Below are 20,111 nucleotides of genomic sequence, written 5' to 3' on the forward strand. Positions count from 1 at the left end.
ACCTGGTCCTGAGGGGTGCTCGTGACCACCTACAGGGTCAGGGACAGCAGCACCGGTGCCGCGTTGCGGTTCAGGGTCTCCGCCGCCTGCCTCAGCCGGTGGGCGTGCTCCACGGGAAGCGACAGCGCCAGGCAGCCCACCGAGGAACCCGCCGTGATCGGGACCGCCGCGCAGACCGTGCCGACCGCGTACTCCTGGAGGTCCAGGACCGGCACCGTCGGCGGCTGGGACTCCAGGCGGGACAGCAGCAGCTTGTCGCTGGTGATGGTGCGCGAGGTGAGGCGCGCCATCTTGTACCGGGACAGGTGGTCGCGGCGGGCGTTGTGGTCCAGCTGGGTCAGCAGGCTCTTGCCGACCGCCGTGGCGTGGGCGGAGCAGCGGAAGTCGACCCACTCGTTGACCGCCGGGGTGGTGGGCCCGGCCGCGTACTGGGTGACCTTGACCTCCCCGTCGACGTACCGGCTCATGTAGATCGCCGCGCCGACCGAGTCGCGCAGCCGGTCCAGGGTGTGCTGGAGCTTCTCGTGCAGGGCCCGCTCGCGGTCGTGCGCGGAGGTGAGGCGGCGCAGGGTGTCGCCGGTGACGTACGCCCCGTCGGTGATCTGCTCGACATAGCCCTCCCGGCGCAGCATGCGCAGCAGGGCGGTGAGCCGCTCGGGGCCCAGGCCGGTGTGGCGGGCCAGCTCGGTGTCGGTGACGCCGGCGGAGTGGCGGGCGACGGTCTCCAGCACGCGCAGCGCGTCCTGGGCGGAGTGGTACGGGGCGGTAGGCTCGTGCATCAGCGCCACGGTGGTCCCCCTGCGCTCGCCTGTCGGTGGCCGCGAGATCCGGTTGGCGGATCGCTTCCACGATAACGGGCAAACCCCCTGGCGGGAGAGGGGGTTGGCGAGATTGTTCCGCCCGCCCTCCCCTCCCAACTGCGGCGCAGATCCCCTGTCATATGCCGAAGACATGACCCACCGGTCGGACCTCGGTGTCTTCCCCCTTCCACGCCCCGTAGTCACAGCACCGCGCTGAGGAATTCCCGGGTGCGGTCCTGCTCCGGGTCGGTGAAGATCTTCTCCGGGGGGCCCGACTCGATCACCCGGCCGCCGTCGAACATCAGCACCTGGTCGGAGATGTCGCGGGCGAAACCCATCTCGTGGGTCACACAGAGCATCGTGATGTCCGTGCTGCGGGCGATGTCCCTGAGCAGGTCGAGCACGCCCGCGACCAGCTCCGGGTCGAGCGCGGAGGTCACCTCGTCCAGCAGCAGCACCCGTGGCCGCATCGCCAGCGCCCGGGCGATCGCCACCCGCTGCTGCTGCCCGCCGGACAACCGGGTCGGCCTCGCGTCGCACTTGTCGGCCAGCCCCACCAGGTCCAGCAGCTCCCGGGCGCGTTCCTCGGCCTCGTCCTTGGACATGCCGAGGACCTGCACCGGGGCCTCGGTGATGTTGCGCAGCACGGTCATGTTCGGGAACAGGTTGAACTGCTGGAACACCATTCCGATCTTCTTGCGGACCTCCCGGACCTGCTTCTCCGGCGCCGGGAACAGCTGCTCCCCGTCGACGGTGATCGTGCCCTCGTCCGGCTTGGTCAGCGTCATCAGGAGTCTGAGGATCGTGGTCTTGCCGGATCCGGAGGGGCCGATCAGGGTCACGTGCCTGCCCGCGGCGACGGTGAAGTCCAGGTGGTCGAGCACGGTGTTCGCGCCGAACCGCTTGGTGACGTTCGCGAGGCGGATCAGCTCGCCCGGCTGGGCGTCGGTCAGGGGCGGCTGCGGACGGGTCTCAACGGACAAGGCGTCGCTCCAGGGCTCGCAGGAGAAGGGAGGCCAGGTAGGAGATGAGGATGAAGGCGGCACCGATCACGGTGATCGGCTCGGTGAACTGGAAGTGCTGCTGGGAGAAGAGCCGGGCCTGCTGGAGCATCTCCGGCACGGTGATCACCATCAGCACCGGTGTGTCCTTGAGCATGGCGATGACGTAGTTGCCGAGCGCGGGCACCACCCGGCGGATCGCCTGCGGCAGGATCACCCCGGTCCAGGTCCGGCGCCGGGGCAGGTTCAGCGCGGTCGCCGCCTCCCACTGACCGGCCGGGACCGCCTCGATACCGGCCCGGTAGACCTGCATGGTGTACGTCGAGTAGTGCAGGCCGATCGCGACGACACCGGTGGTCAGCGCCGAGAAGGTCAGACCCCACTCGGGCAGCACGTAGAACAGGAAGAACAGCTGCACCAGCAGCGGGGTGTTGCGCACGAACTCCGTGACCACCCCGACCGGCCAGCGCACCCACCGGGCCGGCGTCCGCATCAGCAGCGTCCACACCAGCCCGAGCGTGAAGGACACCAGCGAACCGAGGGCGAGGGCCTGCAGGGTGACCAGCAGCCCCTGCCAGAAGGCCGGCATGAAGTCACCGACGGCGTTCCAGTCCCACTTCATGCGGCACCTCCGCCCACGCCCACGCCGCCCGCGGCGCCGACTCCGGTCGTCTGGGCCCGCTTGAGCTCACGCGCCGCCCACTCGGTGCCGGGATCCTTGCCGACCCCGGCCTTCAGCCGCTTCTCCAGCGAGCGCATCAGCCGCGTCAGCACGAAGGCGATCGCGCAGTAGATCAGCAGGATGTACGTGTAGATCTCCGCGCTCTGCTGCAACGCCAGCCGCACCAGGTTCGCGCTGAACGTCAGATCGCCCATGCCCATGACCGACACCAGCGCGGTGCCCTTGAGCAGCTCGATCAGCAGGTTGCAGAAGGTCGGGATCGTCTCCGGCACCGCCTGCGGCAGCACGATCAGCCGCAGCCGCTGCCAGGGCGTGAAACCGAGCGCGACGCCGCCCTCCTTCTGCGCCGGGTCCACCGCGTTGAGCGCGCCGCGCACGATCTCCGAGCCGTAGGCGCCGTACGTCAGGCCGAGCGCCAGCGTTCCCGCCCACATCGGCACCAGCTGCCAGCCGAAGGCGAGCGGCAGCACGAAGTACACCCAGAAGATCATCACCAGTGCCGAGGTGCCGCGGAACACCTCGGTGTAGAAGCCGGCGACGAACCGCACGATCCACAGCCGATGGGTGCGCGCGACGCCGACGACGAAGGACACCGCCACGGTCAGCAGCGCGCTGAACACCAGCAGCTGGATCGTGGTCCAGACGCCGTTGAGTACGAGTTCCCACAGTCCCGAGGTCATCCGCCGCACAGCTCCTTCGCGGTGAGGTCGGTCATCTCGGCCCTGGTGAACCCGAAGGGCCGGAGTATCCGGAACAGCTCCCCGCTCCTCTTGAGCTTGTGCAGCTCGGCGTTGAAGGCGTCCCGCAGCCTCGTCTCGGTCGGCCGGAACGCGAACGCGCCGCCGTCGACGTGCGGTTTTCCCTTGACCAGCGGCGCGAACGGCGCGGTGGCCTCAGCCCTGCCCGACTTCTTCGCCACTTCCCGCGTGGTGATCGCCGTACCGGCGAAGACGTCGGCCCGGCCCGTCTCGACGGCGTTCAGCCCGGCGACCTGGTCCGGGACGATGAGGATGTCGCCCCGCTCGTACCCGGCCTCGACCGCGTACTGGATGTCGGCGTATCCGGTGCCGGTGGCGAACTTGGCCTTCTTCGCGACGACGTCCTTGTAGGAGTGCAGGCCCAGCGGGTTGCCCTTGCGCACGATGAACGAGTCCAGCATCTGGTAGTCCGGATCGGCGAAGATGACCTGCTGGCAGCGCTCCGGATTGACGTACATCCCGGCCGCTACGACGTCGAACTGCTGCGAGTTGAGCCCCGGGATCAGCGAACCGAACTCGGTCGGCACCGGCTGGATCCGGTTCACCCCGAGCCGTTTGAAGATCACCTTCGCGAGCTCGGGGGCCTCACCGGTGAGATGGCCGTCCTTGTCGATGTACCCGAACGGGATCTCACCGGCGATCCCGAGCCGTACGACGCCCTGCGCGCGCAGCCGTTCGAGCAGGTCGCCGCCCGGCCTGCCGGAGGCCTCGGCCACCCGGGTGCAACCCGCCGCACCCAGCACCCCGAGGGCGGCGAGCCCACCGAGCCCGCCGAGCAGGGACCGCCGGGTGTGTCTGTGTTCCGACCGAATGGTGTGTACGTCGTTCCCAAGTGGTGGAGCCATGGCGGCGCGGCTACCCAAGCGCTCTGCGGCTATGCACCCTGGTTTTCATGGCCGATCGATTCGTCACCGTCTCGCTCGACAAGCGGGACGTGCACTGCACGGCACGACTGCTGACCGACCGCGCGCCGCTGACCTGCGCCGCGGTGTGGGAGGCCCTGCCTCTGACGGGCGACGTCTACCACGCCAAATACGCCCGCAACGAGATCTACGCCCTCTTCCCGCCGTTCGCCTCCACGGAACCCCCACTGGAGAACCCGACGGTCACCCCGATTCCCGGCGACCTCTGTTACTTCACCTTCGCCGGCGCCGAACTCGGCACGAAGGCCTACGGCTACGACCGCGAGGTCCGCCCCGGCACCACGGTGGTCGACCTGGCCCTGTTCTACGAGCGCAACAACCTGCTGCTCAACGGCGACGTGGGCTGGGTGCCCGGCATCGTGTGGGGCCAGGTGGTGGAGGGCCTGGAGGCGATGGCCGAGGCCTGCAACGACCTGTGGCGCAGCGGGGCGGCGGGGGAGACGCTGAGTTTCCGGCGGGCGTGAGGACCGGCCGGTCATCAGGCTCCCCGAACGTCACCGCGCTTCGCGATCTGCGCCGACCTGCACCCCCTGAGCCACGACGCCGGTGACCAGTGCCGCCGACACCACCCCGGCCTCGTACAACGCATGCGCCGCCCGCAGCACCAGGTCGTCCCGATGCCGGGCGGCCGCCAGTTGCATCCCCACCGGCAGCCCCTTCCCGTCCGTCCCCACCGGGACGGTCGCCGCCGGCTGCTGGGTCAGGTTGAAGGGGTAGGTGAAGGGCGTCCAGCCCGTCCAGCGACGGAAGGCCGAGTGCGCCGGCACCTCCGGTCCCGCCTCGAACGCCGTCACCGGCAGCGTCGGCGTCACCAGCAGGTCGTAGCGCTCGTGGAAGCGGCCCATGCGGCGGCCGAGGTCCATGCGGGCGTCCACCGCGGCCAGATAGTCCAGCGCGCTGTACCGGGCGCCCTGGGCGCAGATCTCGCGCAGGCCGGGGTCCAGGAGCCGACGGCGGTGCGGGGAGAGGCGTTCGGTGAGGCGGGCCGCTCCGCTGAACCACAGGACGTGGAACGCCTCCACCGGCTCGCTGAAGTCGGGGTCGGTCTCCTCGACGTACGCCCCGAGGTCCGCGAGGCGCGTCACCGCCTGCCGGACGGCCGCAGCGACCGCCGGCTGGACCGCGACCTGCCCGCCGAGGGACGGGGAGTACGCCACCCGCAGTCCCCGTACGCCCCCGTCCAGCGCCTTGCGGAAGGGGCCCGGCGCGGGCGGCAGCGCGGACCAGTCACGCGCGTCGGGTGCGGCGATGACGTCCAGGAGCAGGGCCGCGTCGGCCGCGTCCCGGGTCATCGGGCCCGCGTGGGAGAGTGTGCCGAAGGCGCTGGCCGGGTACAGCGGTACGCGGCCGTACGTCGGCTTCAGGCCGAAGATGCCGCAGAACGCGGCCGGGATTCGGATGCTGCCGCCGCCGTCCGTGCCCAGTGACAGCGGGCCCGCGCCGAGCGCCACCGCCGCCGCGCTGCCGCCGCTGGAGCCGCCGGCGGTGCGGGAGGGGTCGTGCGGGTTGCGGGTGGTGCCGGTGAGCGGGGAGTCGGTGACGCCCTTCCAGCCGTACTCGGGGGTCGTCGTCTTGCCGAGGAACACCGCACCGTGCTCGCGCAGCCGGGCGACCGACGGAGCGTCCTCGTCCCAGGCGCCCTGCTCGGAGATCGTCTTCGAGCCGCGCAGGGTCGGATGGCCGCGCATGAGCAGGAGGTCCTTCACCGTCACCGGTACACCGTCCAGCAGTCCGGCCGGCTCACCGAGCCGCCAGCGCTCCGCCGACTCCCGCGCGCGTGCCAGCGCGTCCTCCTCGGTGAGCCGCACGAACGCGTTCACCACAGGCTGGATGCGCCGGGCCCGCTCCAAGGCCTGTTCGGTCACCTCCACGGGACTGAACTCGCCCTTGCGGTAACCGTCGAGGAGCTGGACGGCGGTGAGGTCGGTGAGCTGCATGCACCCTCCAAGAGGTCAGTGCCCGGGCACGTAGCCACGCTGTTTGTCGACCACGTTCACCAGTGATCTGCCCGCTGCCCAACGGTCGTACAACTCGACGAACTGCGCGCCCAGTTCGTCCCGCCAGCCGATCGTGTCGCCGCTCATGTGCGGGGAGACGATCAGCTCCGGCAGGGTCCACAACGGGCTGTCCTCGGGCAGGGGTTCGCTGGTGAACACGTCCAGTGCGGCGCCCGCGATCCAGCGGCGGGTCAGGGCGTGGGCGAGGGCCTCCTCGTCGACCAGCTGGCCCCGGCCGACGTTCACGAAGAACGCCGAGGGCTGCATCACGCCGAACCGGCGGGCGTCGAACATGCGGTACGTCGCCTCGGTGAGCGGCGCCGCCGCGATCACCCAGTCCGCGCGGGAGATCAGCCGGTCCAGGTCGGCCGGGCCGTGGATGCCGGTCCGCGGCACCCGCCCGACCAGCGCCGTCGTCACACCCAGCGCCTTCAGGGTGCGCACGATCGCCCGGCCGATCGGGCCCGAGCCGACCACGCACGCGCGCGTGCCCGCCAACCGCCGGCCCTCCCGGTGCCGCCAGGTCCGCTCCCGCTGGTGCTCCAGCGTGCGCGGCAGGTCCTTGGCGACCGCCAGCACCAGCGCCGCCACGTACTCGGCGATCGGCTGGTCGAAGATCCCGCGCGCGTTGGTGACCACCGTGTCGGACGCGGCGAGTTCCGGGCACATCAGGTGGTCGACGCCCGCGCTCGCCGTGTGCACCCAGGCCGGCCTGGGCCCGTCCCCCGGCCAGGCCTCGCGGACCGCGTGCGAGGCGAAGTCCCAGACGAGGAGGACGTCCGCCTCCGGCAGCCGCTCGGGCAGGTGCGCGGCGTCCGTGTGCACGATCCGGGCGCGGCCGGTGAGCCGGCCGAGCCGGGGCGGCGGCTCGGCGTCCAGGACGAGGACGGTGGGGAGGGTCGTCATACGGGGCGGCTCCCGGCGTCTGACTGGCGTGACAGGCGTCCGACGTGTGCGGTGACATGCGCGGATTGACCACGCTCGCACCCGAATCTACCTTCGTCAACACGGGCGTACTCGCGATCCGTTGCCCACTCGTCTCCCAGCGTGAGGCCGGTGCCAGCCATGGACGTCTCCTTTCTCGGCGGCCCCCGCCCCCAGCGCGGTGTCGGCGTGGTGGCTCCCTTCGACTTCGCGCTCGACCGCGAGCTGTGGCGCTGGGTGCCCGACGAGGTGTCGCTGCATCTGACCCGCACTCCGTTCGTGCCGGTGGAGGTGAGCCTGGACCTGGCGCGGCTGGTGAGCGAGCACGAGACCCTCGCGGACGCGGTGCGCGCGCTGACCGCCGTCGCGCCCGAGGTCGTCGCCTACGCCTGCACCTCCGGCAGCTTCGTCGGCGGGAGCGCCGGGGAACGGGCGATGCGCGCGGCGATGAGCCTGGCGGGCGCGCCGCCCTCCGTGACCACCTCCGGTGCGCTGCTGGAGGCGCTGGCCGAGCTGCGGATACGACGGGTCGCGCTGGTCACGCCGTACACGGTGTCCGTGACCCGCGCGCTGGAGGACTTCGTCGCCGAGGCCGGTGTGCAGGTCACCGGGTGCGCCTTCATGGGCCTGACCCGGCACATCTGGCAGGTGCCGTACCGGGACGTCGTCGCCATGGCGCGGCAGGCGGTCGTCCGCCCCGGCACCGCCGACGCACTGTTCATCTCCTGCACCAACCTGCCCACGTACGACGTGATCCCCCAGCTGGAGGCCGAACTGCGCATCCCGGTGCTCTCCGCCAACCAGGTCACGATGTGGGCTGCGCTGCGCCGGATGGGTACCCGAGCCGTGGGCCCCTATCAGGCGCTGCTGGACGAGGCCGCGCGTGTCTGGCCCCCGGTACTGCCCGAAGAGACGCAGGAAGGCTGGACATGACCGCACTCGGATTCCTCTACCCGGGCCACTCCGCCGAGGACGACTATCCACGCATTGAGCAGCTCCTGGGCAGCGACATCCGGGTGGACCTGGTCCACACCGACATCGGCGAGGACGCGCACCGGGTGGCGGCGCTGCGCGAGATGGGGTCCGCCGAGCGGCTCGCGGCCGGCATGGAGGGGCTGCGGCTGACCGGTGCCGAGACGGTGGTGTGGGCCTGCACCAGCGGTGGCTTCGTGCACGGCTGGGACGGCGCCCAGCAGCAGGTGCGCACGCTCGCCCGGCTGGCCGGGATGCCCGCGTCCTCGACGTCGTTCGCCTTCGTGCACGCGGCCCGGGAGATCGGGGTGCGGCGGGTCGCGATCGGGGCGACGTATCCGGAGGACGTGGCCGCGCTGTTCGCGGACTTCCTGCGGGCCGGGGGCCTGGAGGTGACCGGGGTGCGGTCGTCCGGGATCGTCACGGCCGCGGAGGTCGGCACGTGGGGCGAGGAGGATGTGCTGACGCTGGCGCGCGCGGCCGACGTCCCGGACGCGGAGGCGGTACTGCTCCCGGACACGGCGCTGCACACGGCCGCGCATCTGTCGCTGCTGGAGAAGGCGCTGTCCAAGCCGGTGCTCACGGCGAACCAGGTCTCGGTGTGGGAGGGGCTGAGGCTGGCCGACCGGAGGGTGAACGCGCCCTCACTGGGGAGCTTGTTCACTCGGGAGCCGCTGGTTCAGGTCTAGTACCCGGAGCTCCGCCACGGCCCCCGCCAGGGGGCTCCGCCCCCTGGTCTCCCGTTTCCCGCCCGTCCCACCGGTCCCACCCGTCCATCCCTCTCGGCAGGCCGGGAGGGCGCCGTCACGGAATAAGCGGAGACTGCCTCCTGTTACGCCCCGCAGGACATCCCCCCGCCACGAACAGGAGGCCCACACCGTGCCGGCAGACGAGGCAGACGAGATCCGGGGCACCGCGCACGGCGCCGCCCCCGTGCCCCTCTCCGTACTGGACCTGGTGACCGTCGGCGCGGGCAGTACCGCCACCGACGCCCTGCGCACCAGCGTGGCGCTGTCCCGGCTGACGGAGTCGCGCGGCTTCCACCGGTACTGGGTCGCCGAGCACCACTCCATGCCCGGCGTCGCCTCCTCCTCGCCCGCAGTGATCCTCGCCCACCTCGCCGCCCACACCGACCGCATCCGGCTCGGCTCGGGCGGCGTCATGCTGCCCAACCACGCCCCGCTGGTGATCGCCGAACAGTTCGGCACGCTGGAGGCGATGGCGCCGGGGCGGATCGACCTGGGCCTCGGCCGGGCGCCGGGCACGGACGGCGCCACGGCCGCCGCCCTGCGCCGTACCGACACCCTGAACGAGGGCGCCGACGACTTCCCGCAGCAGCTCGCGGAACTCACCCGCTTCCTCGACGACGACTTCCCCGACGGGCATCCCTACCGGCGCATCCACGCGATCCCCGGCCCCGTGCAGGGCAGCGCCCCGGGCGGCGTGCAGTCCCCGCACCGGCCGCCGGTCTGGCTGCTCGGCTCCTCAGGCTTCAGCGCCCGCCTGGCCGGCATGCTGGGCCTGCCGTTCGCCTTCGCGCACCACTTCTCGGCGCAGAACACCGTCCCGGCCCTGGACCTGTACCGGCAGACCTTCCGCCCCTCCGCGGTCCTCGACGAGCCGTACGCCCTCATCGGTGTCTCCGCCCTCGCCACCGACGACGCGCGTGAGGCCCGCCGCCAGAGCCGGGCGGTGGCCCTGAACATGCTCCGGCTGCGCACCGGCCGACCGGGTCTCTTCCCCGACCCGGAGGAAGCCGAGAAGTACGAGTTCAGCCCGAGGGAGGAGGAGTTCATCACCTCCTGGACGGCCAACATCGTGCACGGTACCGCCGACGAGGTCCGTTCGGGCCTGGACGATCTGCACAAGCGCACGGGCGCCGACGAGCTGATGCTGGTCAGCCACGCCCACCGTGGTGAACTGCGGCTGCGCTCCTACGAGTTGATCGCGGACGCCTACGGATTGCCGACCGCGTAGGTCTGCTCGCCGAGGAGTTCGGAGATACGATCCGGCGGCACCGGACGGGAGTACAGCCAGCCCTGGCCGGTGTCGCAGCCGATGCGGCGCAGCCGGGTGGCCTGGGCCGAGGTCTCCACGCACTCGGCGGTGACGGTGATGCCGAGCCGGTGAGCCAGCTGGATCATCGCCTCGACGATGACCTCGTCGGCGCAGTTGGCGGTGATCGCGGGGTTCTTGTCGGCCTCGTACTGGAAGCCGCGCACGAAGGAACCGTCCAGCTTCAGCGTCGAGACCGGCAGCCGGCTGAGGTAGGCCAGGTTCGAGTAGCCGGTGCCGAAGTCGTCGATGGCGATGCGCACGCCCATGTCGCTGAGCGCCTGCAGCGCCTGCAGCGGGCGGCCGGCCGAGCCCATCACCGCCGACTCGGTCAGCTCCAGCTGGAGGAGGTGGGGGGCGAGTCCCGTCTCGGCGAGGATCTCGGCCACGTCGGCCACCAGATCGGAGTCCCACACCTGGCGCACGGCCACGTTGACGCTGACGAAGATGGGCGGTTCGTCGGGGTGGGCCTGCTGCCAGCGGCGGGCCTGGCGGCAGGCGGTGGCCAGCGCCCAGCGGCCGAGCTGCACGATCGAGCCGTCCTCCTCGGCCAGTCCGATGAACCGATTCGGCGTCAGTGTGCCGAACTGAGGATGATTCCAGCGGATCAACGCCTCGACCCCGGACAGGCGTCCGTCCTCCATGCCGACCAACGGCTGGTACTCCAGGGCGAATTCACCCCGTTCAATGGCGGGACGCAGGGTGGAGGACAGGGCCTGACGGGTCATCCGGTGCGCGTTGCGCTCGGGATCGAACAGGGTCCAGCGGGCCTTTCCGTCGGCCTTCGCCCAGTACAGCGTCGTATCGGCCGCCTGCATCAGACCGGTGGCCGTCGTACCCGCCGCATGCCGCTCGACCACACCGATGGACGCGGTCAACGACAGCCGCTGCCCGGCCAGATCGAAGGGTTCCTCCAGCGCCTTCAGCGCCGACTCGGCCAGTTCGGCGAGCTGTTCGGTGCCGGTGGAGTCCTCCACGAGCAGGGCGAACTCGTCACCGCCGAGCCGGGCCACCAGCGGGGTCACCGCGCGGGCGTAGCCGGCCTCGTCGGCCACCCGGGTCAGGCGCTCGGCGACGGCCGCGAGCAGCCGGTCGCCGACGCGGTGGCCGAGGGTGTCGTTGACGGCCTTGAACCCGTCGAGGTCCAGATAGCACAGGCCGATCCGGCCGGTGCCGCTCTGCTCGTACGACTCCGCCTCCAGCGCGGCCGACAGCCGCTCGAAGAACAGCGTGCGGTTGGGCAACCGGGTCACCGGGTCGTGCATCTGCAAGTGCCGCAGCCGCGCCTGGAGTTCGTGGCGGGCGCTGATGTCGGCGACGGACAGCAGGACCCCTGTCTGCCCGCTCAACGGGGCCACGGTCACCTGCACCCAGACCGAGTGCCCCTCGGGATGTTTCAGCCGGCGGGTGCAGCGCAGCTTCGCCTGCCGGCCGCGCAGCACCTCGCGGTAGGCGTGCCAGCTGCGGGTGTCCGAGGCCAGGTCCACCAGGTCGGCGGCGACCCGCCCGGTGAGGGTGTCCGGATCGGTGCCGAGCAGCTCGCCGAAGGCCGCGTTGGCGCCGGCGACGAGGCCGGCGCGGTCCACGACGGCCATGGCGAGCGGGGCCGTCGCAAAGACACACTGGTAGGTGGTGTGGTCACTGTCTGTAACGGCTGACCGGTCGAGGTCTGCCGCGGGCGTCGGCCCTTCGGACGTTCCGCTCACCGCTCGCTCCCGCAGGTGCACTCGATCGATGTCCGTGCCGGAAAGTGTGCCGATCATAGAGGCTGGCCCCGGGCCCTTCCAGCCGGTGTCCAGTGTCCCGGACCGAACACCGGTTCTGACAGATCGTTTCTGCCCGCGCCTGGGCGGGTTCTTCAGGCCCCCGACCAGTTGTGACGTTCCGTGAGTGTTCCGGGGTGTCGGGCGCCGGAGCGCGCCGGAGCATCAAGGGGGCGCACTCACCCTTGTGGTGCAGGTAAACAGGGCATAACGCACCACACCCCAGCAATCTGGATGCGGGTCCTGCCGAACCGCGTCCGGAGGTCATGCCCGTGCCCATGCTGCGCAGCACCGCCGCCGTGTGCACCACGCTGTCGGCGCTCGCCGCGACGTCGATCCTCAGCGGCCCGTCGGTCGCCGAGCCCTTCTCCACCATCCCCTGCGCCCTGCACCGCACCGACGCCCACCACTCCGAGGGCGTCGACACCTGGAACCCCGACTACGCCCGTCCCACCGGCGTGCTCGATGCCGTGATGGTCTTCCTGTCCTTCCCGGACGCCGCCCCCCGCACCACCCCCGCCCAGCTGGCCGCCGACCACTTCCCTGCCACCAGCCGTTACTTCGAGCAGGCCTCCTACGGCAGGTTCACCCTCCGCCCGCACCCGCTGCAGCACTGGCTGCGCATGCCCCGGCCGTCCACGGCCTACGCCATAAGGCGGGACTGGAGCGTGGAGGACCGGGCCGCCTATCTGCGCGACGCGTTCCAGGTGGCCGACCGGGAGGTCGACTTCTCCCGCTACCGGATCGTGTACTTCGTCGCCGATCCGGACGCGCCCGGCGTCGACTCGGACGCCACGAAGGTCGTGAACCTCGACACGCCCGTGCATGTGGACGGCACGGACGTCCACCGGGTCGTCACGGTCTTCGAGAAGCACCCGCCGGACCGCCTCGTCCTCGCCCACGAGACCGGCCATGTGTTCGACCTGCCGGACCTCTATCACCGCCCCGTCGACGGCAAGGGCGACTGGGACACCTATGTCGGCGACTGGGACCTGATGGGCAGCCAGTTCGGGCTCTCTCCCGACCTGTTCGCCTGGCACAAGTGGAAGCTGGGCTGGCTGGATCCGCGCCAGGTGATGTGCGTGCACGGCGCGGGGCCGACCCGGCTGACCCTGGAGCCGCTGGAGGCCGGGCCGGGGATCCCGGTGCGGGGCGCGGCGGGCACTCCGGCCTTCGGTCTCGGGCACGGGCTGAAGCTGGCGATCGTGCGCACCGGACCCGACAGCGCCCTGGGCTTCGAGGCGCGCGGCCCTGCCGGCAACGACCGGGCCGGCTGCCGGCAGGGGGTGCTGGTGTACCGGATCAGAAGCGGAGCGGAGTCCGGCGGCGGCCCGGTGGAGGTGGTGGACGCCCACCCGCACACCGAGGGCTGCTGGGAGGACTCGGTCTACCCGCCCCTCGCCGACGCCCCGGTCGCCCTCGGCGAAAGCTTCACCGTGCCCGGGCAGGGCGTACAGGTGGAGGCGGAGGGGAGGACGGCGTCGGGAGCATGGACGGTACGGATCACGTCACGCCTCGCCGATTGATCCGGTGCGCTCCGGCCGACGCTCACTGGACCGACCTGATGGGGGTGTGGGTGGCGAAGCCCCCACAACGCGCGGCGAAGCCGCGCAATAACAGAGATGGCGAGCCAGGTCCGCGTTCTCCGCGGACATGCCTCGCCATCGTCATCGTGCGCCGCCAGGGACTCGAACCCCGGACCCGCTGATTAAGAGTCAGCTGCTCTAACCAACTGAGCTAGCGGCGCCTGCTGACGTCGTAGACCTTAGCACCCTGGTCGGCGGGAGGAAAAATCGATATCCGCACTGCCGCGCGGGCCGCCCGTACGGCCGCCCAGAGCACCACCTCGGGGCCCGGCAGCCAGGGGTGGCGCGTGTCCGGGGCGACCAGCCAGCGGGCGGTACCGGCGCCGTCGTCCCCGGTGGGCGCGGGCACGGTCACCGCGTCGCCCGTGCCGTGGCACAGCAGCGGCGGCACCGCCTCCGTGCGGTTCGAGCCCCACTCCTCCCATGCCAGCAGCGAGGGCAGCCGCTGGGCGGTGCCCGGCGCGGCGAACAGCAGCACGCGGCCCCGGAACACCGCGACCGGCCCCGAGCCCGGGCCGTCGTCCCAGAGCCGGTCCAGCATCCGGCGGCCGAAGATCGCCGGCGCGCTCACCACGTCGAAGACGTTGCCGCAGGGCAGGACGACCGGGGCGTCCGGGCGCTCTTCCCAGAGGGCGAGCGTGCTGCGCGGATACGTTGCCGCCGAGGCGAGCCAGTCGACTCCGTCGGAGGTGACCCGGGTGACGTTCGGTGCGCTGCTCATGCCACCCAGATGTACCGGGGGTGAGCGGGCCGTTCTTCTGAGTTGCCGAAACTCGGGACAGGGCCGGTGGAGGAGGAGTATCTTGCCCCCCTGGCATATGCCAGATGGGGTTACTCGCGGGCTCGGTGTTGACGCGGGCGCGGGATCACACGGGGTCGGCGGATGTCCGGCCCTCGGTGTTGCCGCGCATCAGGTCCCGCCCGAACTCGACCATCTTCTTCGCGTAGTCCTCGGTCCACTCCGCGCGCTCGGCGATGTCCGCCGGGGTCAGCCGGTCGAACCGGCGCGGGTCGGCGAGCTGGGCCGCGGCGACGGCCTGGAATTCCACGGCCCGGTCGGCGGCCGCGCGGAACGCCTGGGTCAGCTCCGTCGCCCGGGCCAGCAGCGCCCGCGGATCCTCGATCGACTCCAGGTCGAAGAAGTGCTCCGGGTCGGAGGCCGCCTCCGCGGGCTCGAAGATCAGAGGCGCGGGGCGTAGCCGCGGTTCGTTACGACGCGGCGTGGGCTCCGCCATGTCCTGTCTCCTCCTCGTACGGTTCGCTGGGCACCGCCTTCAGGTGGGCCACCGTCCATTGTCCCGCGCGAGCGCAAGGGCCCCTCATGGCCGTCGGCTCACGCGGTGTTCCGCCAGATGCGCCAGCACGGCGTGGTTCGCCTCCCAGCCGTCCGGGCTGTGTTCATCGGCCGCCTGCGGCGGCGTGCCGGACTCCGTCCGGCGGTTGGGGGGCGGACGCGGAGGTGTGGTGGTGCGGCGCTCCTGGTCCCGGTCACGGCCGTCGGCTCACGCGGTGTTCCGCCAGATGCGCCAGCACGGCGTGGTTCGCCTCCCAGCCGTCCGGGCTGTGTTCATCGGCCGCCTGTGGCGGCGTGCCGGACTCCGTCCGGCGGTTGGGGGGACGCGGAGGTGTGGTGGTGCGGCGCTCCTGGTCCCGGTCATGGCCGTCGGCTCACGCGGTGTTCCGCCAGATGCGCCAGCACGGCGTGGTTCGCCTCCCAGCCGTCCGGAAACTTCACCAGCGTGCCCAGCTGGACCGGTTCCGTGGAGGGATAGTCGTCCAGGAGGTCACTCACGCCCGCGCGGCAGACCACGATGCAGGCGTGGCGGTGCCGCGAGGCCAGGACGCACAGGCGGCCCGTCTCCAGGTGGAAGGCGGTGGCGTCGGGGCGGCCGGAGAGCGGGTGCAGGACGACCGTGATGTCGTACTCCCGGCCCTGGAGACGGTTCGCGGTGTCGACCGTGACGTCCGCCACGCCCAGCTCGGCGAGGGCCGTGCGGACGGCCGCCGCCTGGTCGCGGTGGGCCGTGCCGACGGCGATGCGGTCGGCGGTGACGGGGGTGGGGGAGGGGGAGCGTTCGGAGGTCGCGGCGCCGCCTCGGTCCAGCAGGCGGCGGACGACCGTGGCCACGGCCCGCACCGCCTCCGGGTCCGTGCGCGGGGTGTGCCGGGCGGGCAGCTCCAGCAGGCCCCAGCCGGATTCCGCCGCCTCGTCGATCACCCGGTCGGGGCCGGAGCCGTCCGAGGGGATCGCAAAGGTCAGGCGGCGGTCGTCGTGGTCGGTGCCGCTGCGGAAGGGCGTGTAGGGGTAGAAGGCGTCCGAGACCAGGGGGGCCGCGGAGGCCGGGAGGCGCCAGGAGACCGGCAGGCGGTGCTGGGGCAGGCCGGGGTTGTGGGCCAGGAGGGTGGTCACCGCGGACGCCGAGGGGTCGTACGACAGGCCCGCCCACTGCTCGCTGCCGACGATCGCGAATGGGTCCAGCTGGCCGGGATCGCCGACGAACAGCGCCCGCTCGAAGAGCCCCGCCACGGCCAGCAGGGAGTCGGAACGCATCTGGTACGCCTCGTCCACGATCGCATGCCGCCACGGCTCGTCGACCTTCACATGCGCCCACTTCGCGGCCGTGGACAGGACGACCGGCAGGCCGTTCAGGTCGGCCGCCTTCGCGGAGGTGCGCACCTGCGGCAGATCGTCCAGCGCCTTGTCGTAGGCGTCGGTGTCACTGCTGTGCAGGCGGCCGACCGGCAGGTCCGGGTTCTTCTCGGCGAGCCTGAGGACGAGATCGTCCACCTGCGCGTTCGTCTGCGCCACCACCATCAACGGGCGGCCCGCCTCGGCCAGTTCCAGCGCCGCGCGGACCACCAGCGTCGACTTTCCCGCGCCGGGCGGGGAGTCCACGACGACACCGCGCTCGGTGCCGTGCAGGGTGTCGTGGAGGATCGCGTCGGTGGCGCGGGCGGCAGCGGCCCCGGGATCGACGTCGACCGTCGTCACAGCACATCCTCCTCGGTCACCGTGTCGGGGGCCTCCGGTACGGCCTCACCGGGCGGGCCGCCGTGCGTCCACGGGGTCTCCTCCGGGTCGGGCAGCTTCGCCCCGCCGCGCTGCTCGTGCTCGAAGAGGGTGAAGCACACCCGGTCGCCCTTCTCCGGCACGGAACCGGGCTCGGGCTCCTTGCCGCGGCCCATCTTGTCCAGGATCCGCAGCACGAGGCCGTCCTCGGAGCCGTGTCCCGCGAACTCCGCCGACTGCGGCTTGCCGCCCAGCGAGCGGTACACCTTCGCGCGCTCCGCGAGATGCGGCCGGTCGTCCGTGCGGACCGTCACCAGCGGGCGCGGGCTGGGCCGCCTGCCCTCGCTGTACGCCATCACGACATCGGTCACCTCGCCCGTGAACGCCTCCCCGGCCAGCCGCCGCGCCGCCATCACCAGCGGATCGTCCAGCGCCTCCTGCGCCTCCAGACGGGCCTGCTCGCGCTCGCGCGTGGCCAGCTTGTTCGCCGCCGTCACCGCGTCGTCCCGGCGCGGCTGCGGGGGTTCGCCGGCCAGCACCCGGTCGCGGTGCCCGGTGAAGGACCAGCGGTCGCGGGTCCAGCGCTCCGCCACGTGCGCGCCCTCCGGCAGCGCCCGCAGCAGGTCCAGGCCCCGCCACACCGCGTCCCAGGTGGGCCGGGTGCGGCTCTCCACCAGGTCGCGGATCGTCTGCTCGGCCGTGGTGAGCGCGGCCAGCCGGTCGTCGGCGGCCAGGGCGTCCTCGGCGGCGGCGAGTGCCGCGCGTGCGCGGTCGTACCGCTCGATCGCCGGGGCCAGCAGCCTGTTGTCGAAGGCCGGGTCGGTGGCCGGACCGGCCGGCGGGCACAGCAGCTGGCCGGCCGCGTCCCGCGCCAGCTCGGCCCGGCGCGCGGCCTCGGCGCCGGAGGTGCCCTCGGGCGGGTCGATCCAGGCGAGCAGCGCCCCCAGGTGCTGGTCCTCCAGACCGGACTGGCCGGTCGCCCAGTGCCGGGACAGCAGATCGGTCAGGGCCAGCAGGAGCGAGGAGCCGGGGACCCGGGACCGCTCGCCGTAGTGGGTCAGCCAGCGGCCGAGCAGCGGCACCCGGGGCGGCGCCGGGTAGGGCGCCTCCGGGTCCTGCTCGGCCGTACGGCGGAACCGCATCGAGCGGCCCAGCAGCCGTACGAAGTCCAGGCCCGCGCGGCTCGGCACGATCAGCTGGGGCGCGTCCGCGCACAGCTCCACCTCGACCTTGACCCGCTTGCCGGTCTCCGGGTCGGTCTCGGTGCGTTCGGCCGCCTCCACGGACTCGGCACAGGAGTCGATGTACGGCAGGACGATATCGGCCAGGTCGGCGAGGAAGGAGAACCGCAGGTCGCGGTCGCGGGGTTGCGGTACGACCAGCAGGCGGGGCGCGTCCCGGTCGGTGCCGACCAGGGCGCCGAGCGGGGCGCCGGCCTCGCCCGCGGTGGTGAGCGGCACGAACACCAGCGGGCGGTCGGACAGATGCCGGTGCCGGACGGTCGCGGCGGGCTGGGCCCGGCCGGTGGCGACCGCCTCCAGCCGGGCGAGGGTGGTGATCAGGGACACGGGACGACCTCCCGGCGGGCCGCGTCCGCCAGCGCCTCCGCGCGCAGGGCGGCCGCCCTGCGCAGCGCCGCGACCGCGGGGTCGTCCGGATCGCCCGTCTCGCCGCGGGCTGCCGCGAGGACGTCCTCGACCGTGGTCAGACCGCCCAGTTCGGCGCGCAGCGGACGGCCGAGACGGGTGACCGCGCCCTGCGCGCGGGAGCGGTCCCGGCAGTGGAAGGCCAGTTCGCACGCGGACAGGCACTCGGGCGCGTACGCCGCCGGGACCGCCTCCACGGCCGCCGTCAGCTCCTCGGCGCCCCGGTCGGGCGCGAAGCACAGGCCCTCGGGCAGGGCCTCGGCGATCTCCTCGATCCGGGTGAGCCGGGCCAGCTGGCGGGCGGTGACCGCGCGCTGCTTGCGGACGTCGACGGCGGAGCCGGCGGGCAGGTTCGAGAAGTCCTTCGGGCACACGAGCAGGATCCGGTGCCGTACGAACGGGACGGGGGCGTGCTCGTGGGCGCGTCCCTCCGGCTCCGCGCCGAGCCGCGCGGCGACCTCCTCCAGCGCCAGCACGTACACCGCCGCCTGCCGGGCCGCGGCACCGACCTTCGCCGGGTCCGCCGAGCCGTCCAGCAGGGGGAAGGACTTGATCTCCACCACGGACCAGCTGCCGTCCGGGTGCACCACCACCGCGTCCGGCTCCAGGAAGGCGAGCGAACCGGCCACGTCCAGCGCCAGCATCGGATGGTCCAGCAGCGTCCAGCCGCCCGCGCGCGTGGCCTCGCGCAGCGCCAGCGCCGTACGTGCCGTACGCCCCTCGGGTCCGTGCGCGGTCAGGTCGGGTACGGCGGCCCCTTCCGGCGCTGCGGCACCCGGGTCGAGGCGGGTGTGCGCCAGCCGGAGCAACTCGGCGCCGCCGTCGGCCTTCACCTTCGCCTCGAACGCGTTGCCGCGCGTCAGCGCGAACTGCGACTGACCGAACGCGGACGGCGCGCCCAGCGCGCTCGCCAGCCGCGCCTTGTCCACCCCGGCGCCGTCCAGGATGGCCCGCCTGGCGCACCCGGGGTTCGCCGCGAGCGCCGCGAGGGCGCGCGCGTCCAGGGCCTTGGCCGGTACGTCGGGACCGCGCAGCTCAGCGAGTCGGTGTCGGAGCCCCTTCGCCCGCGTCGCGGGCGGAGGTGTCCGGTTCGGCCCCGGCGTCGAGCTGCGACTGGCGCTGCCGTGGAATTCGCTCACCCGCGGAAGTCTGGCATCCGGCACTGACAATCGGGGAACCCGTGGCATCCGTGACCGGTGCGCTGCGCGGGAACACCCGGGGCAGGCGGGCCCGGAGCCGGTCCACGGCCCGCATCACGGGCTGCGCCAGCAGGTGGCCGACGCCCATCACGGCGACACCCGCGACCGCGTCCAGGAGGTAGTGGTTGGCGGTGCCCATGACCACCAGGGCGGTCCCCAGCGGATAGCCGACGGCGACGGTTCTCGCGAGGCGGGTACGGCCGTGGCGCCACAGCATCACCCCGCACCACAGCGCCCAGCCGACGTGCAGGCTCGGCATCGCCGCGTACTGGTTGGTCATCCCGCCCATGCCACGCGGGGCGCTCGCCTCGCTGCCCCACCAGCCGTACGAGCTGTAGTGCGCCATGGTGTCCACGAAGCCGTGACCGGCGGAGAGCAGCCGGGGCGGGCAGGTGGGCAGCAGCGTGAAGCCGATCAGGCCGATGAACGTGGACGTCATCAGCCAGGTGCGGGCCCGCCGGTAGTGCTCGGCGTGGGCCCGGAACAGCCAGATCAGAAGGGCGGGCGTGACCAGGTAGTGCAGCGAGGCGTACCAGAAGTCCGCCGGCACACCGAGCCAGGGCTCGCGCGTGAACAGCCGGTTGAGCGGGTGCTCCGCGTCCAGGTGCAGGGCCTTCTCCAGGCGCAGGAGCGCCAGGCCGTGGTCGACGGCGGAGGACACGTCACCGCGGGCGAGGAGCCGGCCGGCCGAGTAGCAGCCGTAGACCAGGAGGATCAGCGGCAGCTCGGTCCACCAGCGCAGCCGGGGTCGCGGGGTCACCTCGGTGCCCGGTGTCTCGGTCTGCGGCATCCGAT

At 72.4% G+C, this 20,111-nt stretch carries 19 protein-coding genes and 1 tRNA gene; 5 read left to right on the top strand and 15 right to left on the bottom strand.

Annotated features, from left to right (window positions below):
• Nucleotides 1-29: 29 nt before the first annotated feature.
• The 5 genes from ACIGXP_RS16035 to ehuB form a co-directional block, all read right to left on the bottom strand.
• On the bottom strand, nucleotides 30-788 hold the full coding sequence (locus ACIGXP_RS16035; RefSeq protein WP_399768693.1) for an IclR family transcriptional regulator: 759 nt from the start codon (nucleotides 786-788) through the stop codon (nucleotides 30-32).
• 212 nt (nucleotides 789-1,000) lie between these two features.
• On the bottom strand, nucleotides 1,001-1,783 hold the full coding sequence (ehuA, locus tag ACIGXP_RS16040; protein ID WP_399768695.1) for an ectoine/hydroxyectoine ABC transporter ATP-binding protein EhuA: 783 nt from the start codon (nucleotides 1,781-1,783) through the stop codon (nucleotides 1,001-1,003).
• Nucleotides 1,773-2,423 carry an ectoine/hydroxyectoine ABC transporter permease subunit EhuD gene (ehuD, locus tag ACIGXP_RS16045; RefSeq protein ID WP_363216186.1) on the bottom strand — a complete coding sequence of 217 codons (651 nt, stop codon included), beginning with the start codon at nucleotides 2,421-2,423 and terminating at the stop codon, nucleotides 1,773-1,775. Before ehuD ends, ehuA begins: the two co-directional genes overlap by 11 nt.
• Complete coding sequence (gene ehuC / locus ACIGXP_RS16050) at nucleotides 2,420-3,163, bottom strand: ectoine/hydroxyectoine ABC transporter permease subunit EhuC (protein WP_399768697.1); 744 nt, start codon at nucleotides 3,161-3,163, stop codon at nucleotides 2,420-2,422. Before ehuC ends, ehuD begins: the two co-directional genes overlap by 4 nt.
• Nucleotides 3,160-4,086, bottom strand: a complete 927-nt coding sequence (gene ehuB / locus ACIGXP_RS16055) for an ectoine/hydroxyectoine ABC transporter substrate-binding protein EhuB (RefSeq protein WP_399768699.1) — start codon at nucleotides 4,084-4,086, stop codon at nucleotides 3,160-3,162. Before ehuB ends, ehuC begins: the two co-directional genes overlap by 4 nt.
• A 47-nt stretch (nucleotides 4,087-4,133) precedes the next feature.
• On the opposite strand from ehuB, the gene ACIGXP_RS16060 reads away from it, so the two are divergent.
• The gene (locus tag ACIGXP_RS16060; protein WP_363216183.1) at nucleotides 4,134-4,628 is read left to right on the top strand and encodes a DUF3830 family protein; all 495 of its coding nucleotides are present in this window, start codon (nucleotides 4,134-4,136) and stop codon (nucleotides 4,626-4,628) included.
• Between the two features lie 30 nt (nucleotides 4,629-4,658).
• Here ACIGXP_RS16060 and ACIGXP_RS16065 read toward each other — a convergent pair whose 3' ends face one another.
• A complete protein-coding gene (locus ACIGXP_RS16065; protein ID WP_399768702.1) occupies nucleotides 4,659-6,101 on the bottom strand; it encodes an amidase in 1,443 nt (480 codons plus the stop codon).
• Between the two features lie 15 nt (nucleotides 6,102-6,116).
• Nucleotides 6,117-7,067 carry a D-2-hydroxyacid dehydrogenase gene (locus ACIGXP_RS16070; protein ID WP_399768704.1) on the bottom strand — a complete coding sequence of 317 codons (951 nt, stop codon included), beginning with the start codon at nucleotides 7,065-7,067 and terminating at the stop codon, nucleotides 6,117-6,119.
• 159 nt (nucleotides 7,068-7,226) lie between these two features.
• On the opposite strand from ACIGXP_RS16070, the gene ACIGXP_RS16075 reads away from it, so the two are divergent.
• The 3 genes from ACIGXP_RS16075 (at nucleotide 7,227) to ACIGXP_RS16085 (ending at nucleotide 10,034) form a co-directional block, all read left to right on the top strand.
• Nucleotides 7,227-8,018 carry a decarboxylase gene (locus tag ACIGXP_RS16075; RefSeq protein ID WP_399769089.1) on the top strand — a complete coding sequence of 264 codons (792 nt, stop codon included), beginning with the start codon at nucleotides 7,227-7,229 and terminating at the stop codon, nucleotides 8,016-8,018.
• Complete coding sequence (locus ACIGXP_RS16080; protein ID WP_399768706.1) at nucleotides 8,015-8,746, top strand: decarboxylase; 732 nt, start codon at nucleotides 8,015-8,017, stop codon at nucleotides 8,744-8,746. The genes ACIGXP_RS16075 and ACIGXP_RS16080 overlap by 4 nt, the downstream gene beginning before the upstream one ends.
• 190 nt (nucleotides 8,747-8,936) lie before the next feature.
• Complete coding sequence (locus ACIGXP_RS16085) at nucleotides 8,937-10,034, top strand: LLM class flavin-dependent oxidoreductase (protein WP_399768708.1); 1,098 nt, start codon at nucleotides 8,937-8,939, stop codon at nucleotides 10,032-10,034.
• On the opposite strand, the gene ACIGXP_RS16090 is transcribed toward ACIGXP_RS16085, so the two are convergent.
• Nucleotides 10,013-11,818 carry a putative bifunctional diguanylate cyclase/phosphodiesterase gene (locus ACIGXP_RS16090; RefSeq protein WP_399768710.1) on the bottom strand — a complete coding sequence of 602 codons (1,806 nt, stop codon included), beginning with the start codon at nucleotides 11,816-11,818 and terminating at the stop codon, nucleotides 10,013-10,015. The genes ACIGXP_RS16085 and ACIGXP_RS16090 overlap by 22 nt on opposite strands.
• A 323-nt stretch (nucleotides 11,819-12,141) precedes the next feature.
• Here ACIGXP_RS16090 and ACIGXP_RS16095 point away from each other — a divergent pair, with 323 nt between their 5' ends.
• Entirely contained in the window at nucleotides 12,142-13,401 is a 1,260-nt protein-coding gene (locus tag ACIGXP_RS16095) for a M6 family metalloprotease domain-containing protein (RefSeq protein ID WP_399768712.1), read from the top strand.
• Between the two features lie 147 nt (nucleotides 13,402-13,548).
• Here ACIGXP_RS16095 and ACIGXP_RS16100 read toward each other — a convergent pair.
• The 7 genes from ACIGXP_RS16100 to ACIGXP_RS16130 form a co-directional block, all read right to left on the bottom strand.
• A tRNA-Lys gene (locus ACIGXP_RS16100) sits at nucleotides 13,549-13,622 on the bottom strand.
• A complete protein-coding gene (locus ACIGXP_RS16105; protein ID WP_399768714.1) occupies nucleotides 13,613-14,182 on the bottom strand; it encodes a bifunctional DNA primase/polymerase in 570 nt (189 codons plus the stop codon). The genes ACIGXP_RS16100 and ACIGXP_RS16105 overlap by 10 nt, the downstream gene beginning before the upstream one ends.
• 145 nt (nucleotides 14,183-14,327) lie before the next feature.
• Nucleotides 14,328-14,696: a hypothetical protein gene (locus ACIGXP_RS16110; RefSeq protein ID WP_363216174.1), complete on the bottom strand. Its 369-nt coding sequence runs from the start codon at nucleotides 14,694-14,696 to the stop codon at nucleotides 14,328-14,330.
• 419 nt (nucleotides 14,697-15,115) lie between these two features.
• A complete protein-coding gene (locus ACIGXP_RS16115) occupies nucleotides 15,116-16,453 on the bottom strand; it encodes an AAA domain-containing protein (RefSeq protein ID WP_363213939.1) in 1,338 nt (445 codons plus the stop codon).
• Nucleotides 16,450-18,039: a hypothetical protein gene (locus ACIGXP_RS16120; RefSeq protein ID WP_399768717.1), complete on the bottom strand. Its 1,590-nt coding sequence runs from the start codon at nucleotides 18,037-18,039 to the stop codon at nucleotides 16,450-16,452. Before ACIGXP_RS16120 ends, ACIGXP_RS16115 begins: the two co-directional genes overlap by 4 nt.
• Nucleotides 18,030-19,256 carry a hypothetical protein gene (locus tag ACIGXP_RS16125; RefSeq protein ID WP_399768719.1) on the bottom strand — a complete coding sequence of 409 codons (1,227 nt, stop codon included), beginning with the start codon at nucleotides 19,254-19,256 and terminating at the stop codon, nucleotides 18,030-18,032. Before ACIGXP_RS16125 ends, ACIGXP_RS16120 begins: the two co-directional genes overlap by 10 nt.
• Nucleotides 19,153-20,106 (bottom strand): phosphatase PAP2 family protein, encoded by a 954-nt coding sequence (locus tag ACIGXP_RS16130; protein WP_399768721.1) that lies wholly within the window; start codon nucleotides 20,104-20,106, stop codon nucleotides 19,153-19,155. The genes ACIGXP_RS16125 and ACIGXP_RS16130 overlap by 104 nt, the downstream gene beginning before the upstream one ends.
• Nucleotides 20,107-20,111: the final 5 nt, after the last annotated feature.

Source organism: Streptomyces sp. NPDC053069, assembly GCF_044546895.1.
Classification (GTDB): domain Bacteria; phylum Actinomycetota; class Actinomycetes; order Streptomycetales; family Streptomycetaceae; genus Streptomyces.

What these genes read in the sequence shown, in the direction of transcription:
- ehuD (WP_363216186.1), bottom strand. Translation starts at nt 2,423, where the DNA reads ATGAAGTGGGACTGGAACGCCGTCGGTGACTTCATGCCGGCCTTCTGG.
- ehuC (WP_399768697.1), bottom strand. Translation starts at nt 3,163, where the DNA reads ATGACCTCGGGACTGTGGGAACTCGTACTCAACGGCGTCTGGACCACG.
- ehuB (WP_399768699.1), bottom strand. Translation starts at nt 4,086, where the DNA reads ATGGCTCCACCACTTGGGAACGACGTACACACCATTCGGTCGGAACAC.
- ACIGXP_RS16060 (WP_363216183.1), top strand. Translation starts at nt 4,134, where the DNA reads ATGGCCGATCGATTCGTCACCGTCTCGCTCGACAAGCGGGACGTGCAC.
- ACIGXP_RS16065 (WP_399768702.1), bottom strand. Translation starts at nt 6,101, where the DNA reads ATGCAGCTCACCGACCTCACCGCCGTCCAGCTCCTCGACGGTTACCGC.
- ACIGXP_RS16070 (WP_399768704.1), bottom strand. Translation starts at nt 7,067, where the DNA reads ATGACGACCCTCCCCACCGTCCTCGTCCTGGACGCCGAGCCGCCGCCC.
- ACIGXP_RS16075 (WP_399769089.1), top strand. Translation starts at nt 7,227, where the DNA reads ATGGACGTCTCCTTTCTCGGCGGCCCCCGCCCCCAGCGCGGTGTCGGC.
- ACIGXP_RS16080 (WP_399768706.1), top strand. Translation starts at nt 8,015, where the DNA reads ATGACCGCACTCGGATTCCTCTACCCGGGCCACTCCGCCGAGGACGAC.
- ACIGXP_RS16095 (WP_399768712.1), top strand. Translation starts at nt 12,142, where the DNA reads ATGCCCGTGCCCATGCTGCGCAGCACCGCCGCCGTGTGCACCACGCTG.
- ACIGXP_RS16105 (WP_399768714.1), bottom strand. Translation starts at nt 14,182, where the DNA reads ATGAGCAGCGCACCGAACGTCACCCGGGTCACCTCCGACGGAGTCGAC.
- ACIGXP_RS16110 (WP_363216174.1), bottom strand. Translation starts at nt 14,696, where the DNA reads ATGGCGGAGCCCACGCCGCGTCGTAACGAACCGCGGCTACGCCCCGCG.
- ACIGXP_RS16130 (WP_399768721.1), bottom strand. Translation starts at nt 20,106, where the DNA reads ATGCCGCAGACCGAGACACCGGGCACCGAGGTGACCCCGCGACCCCGG.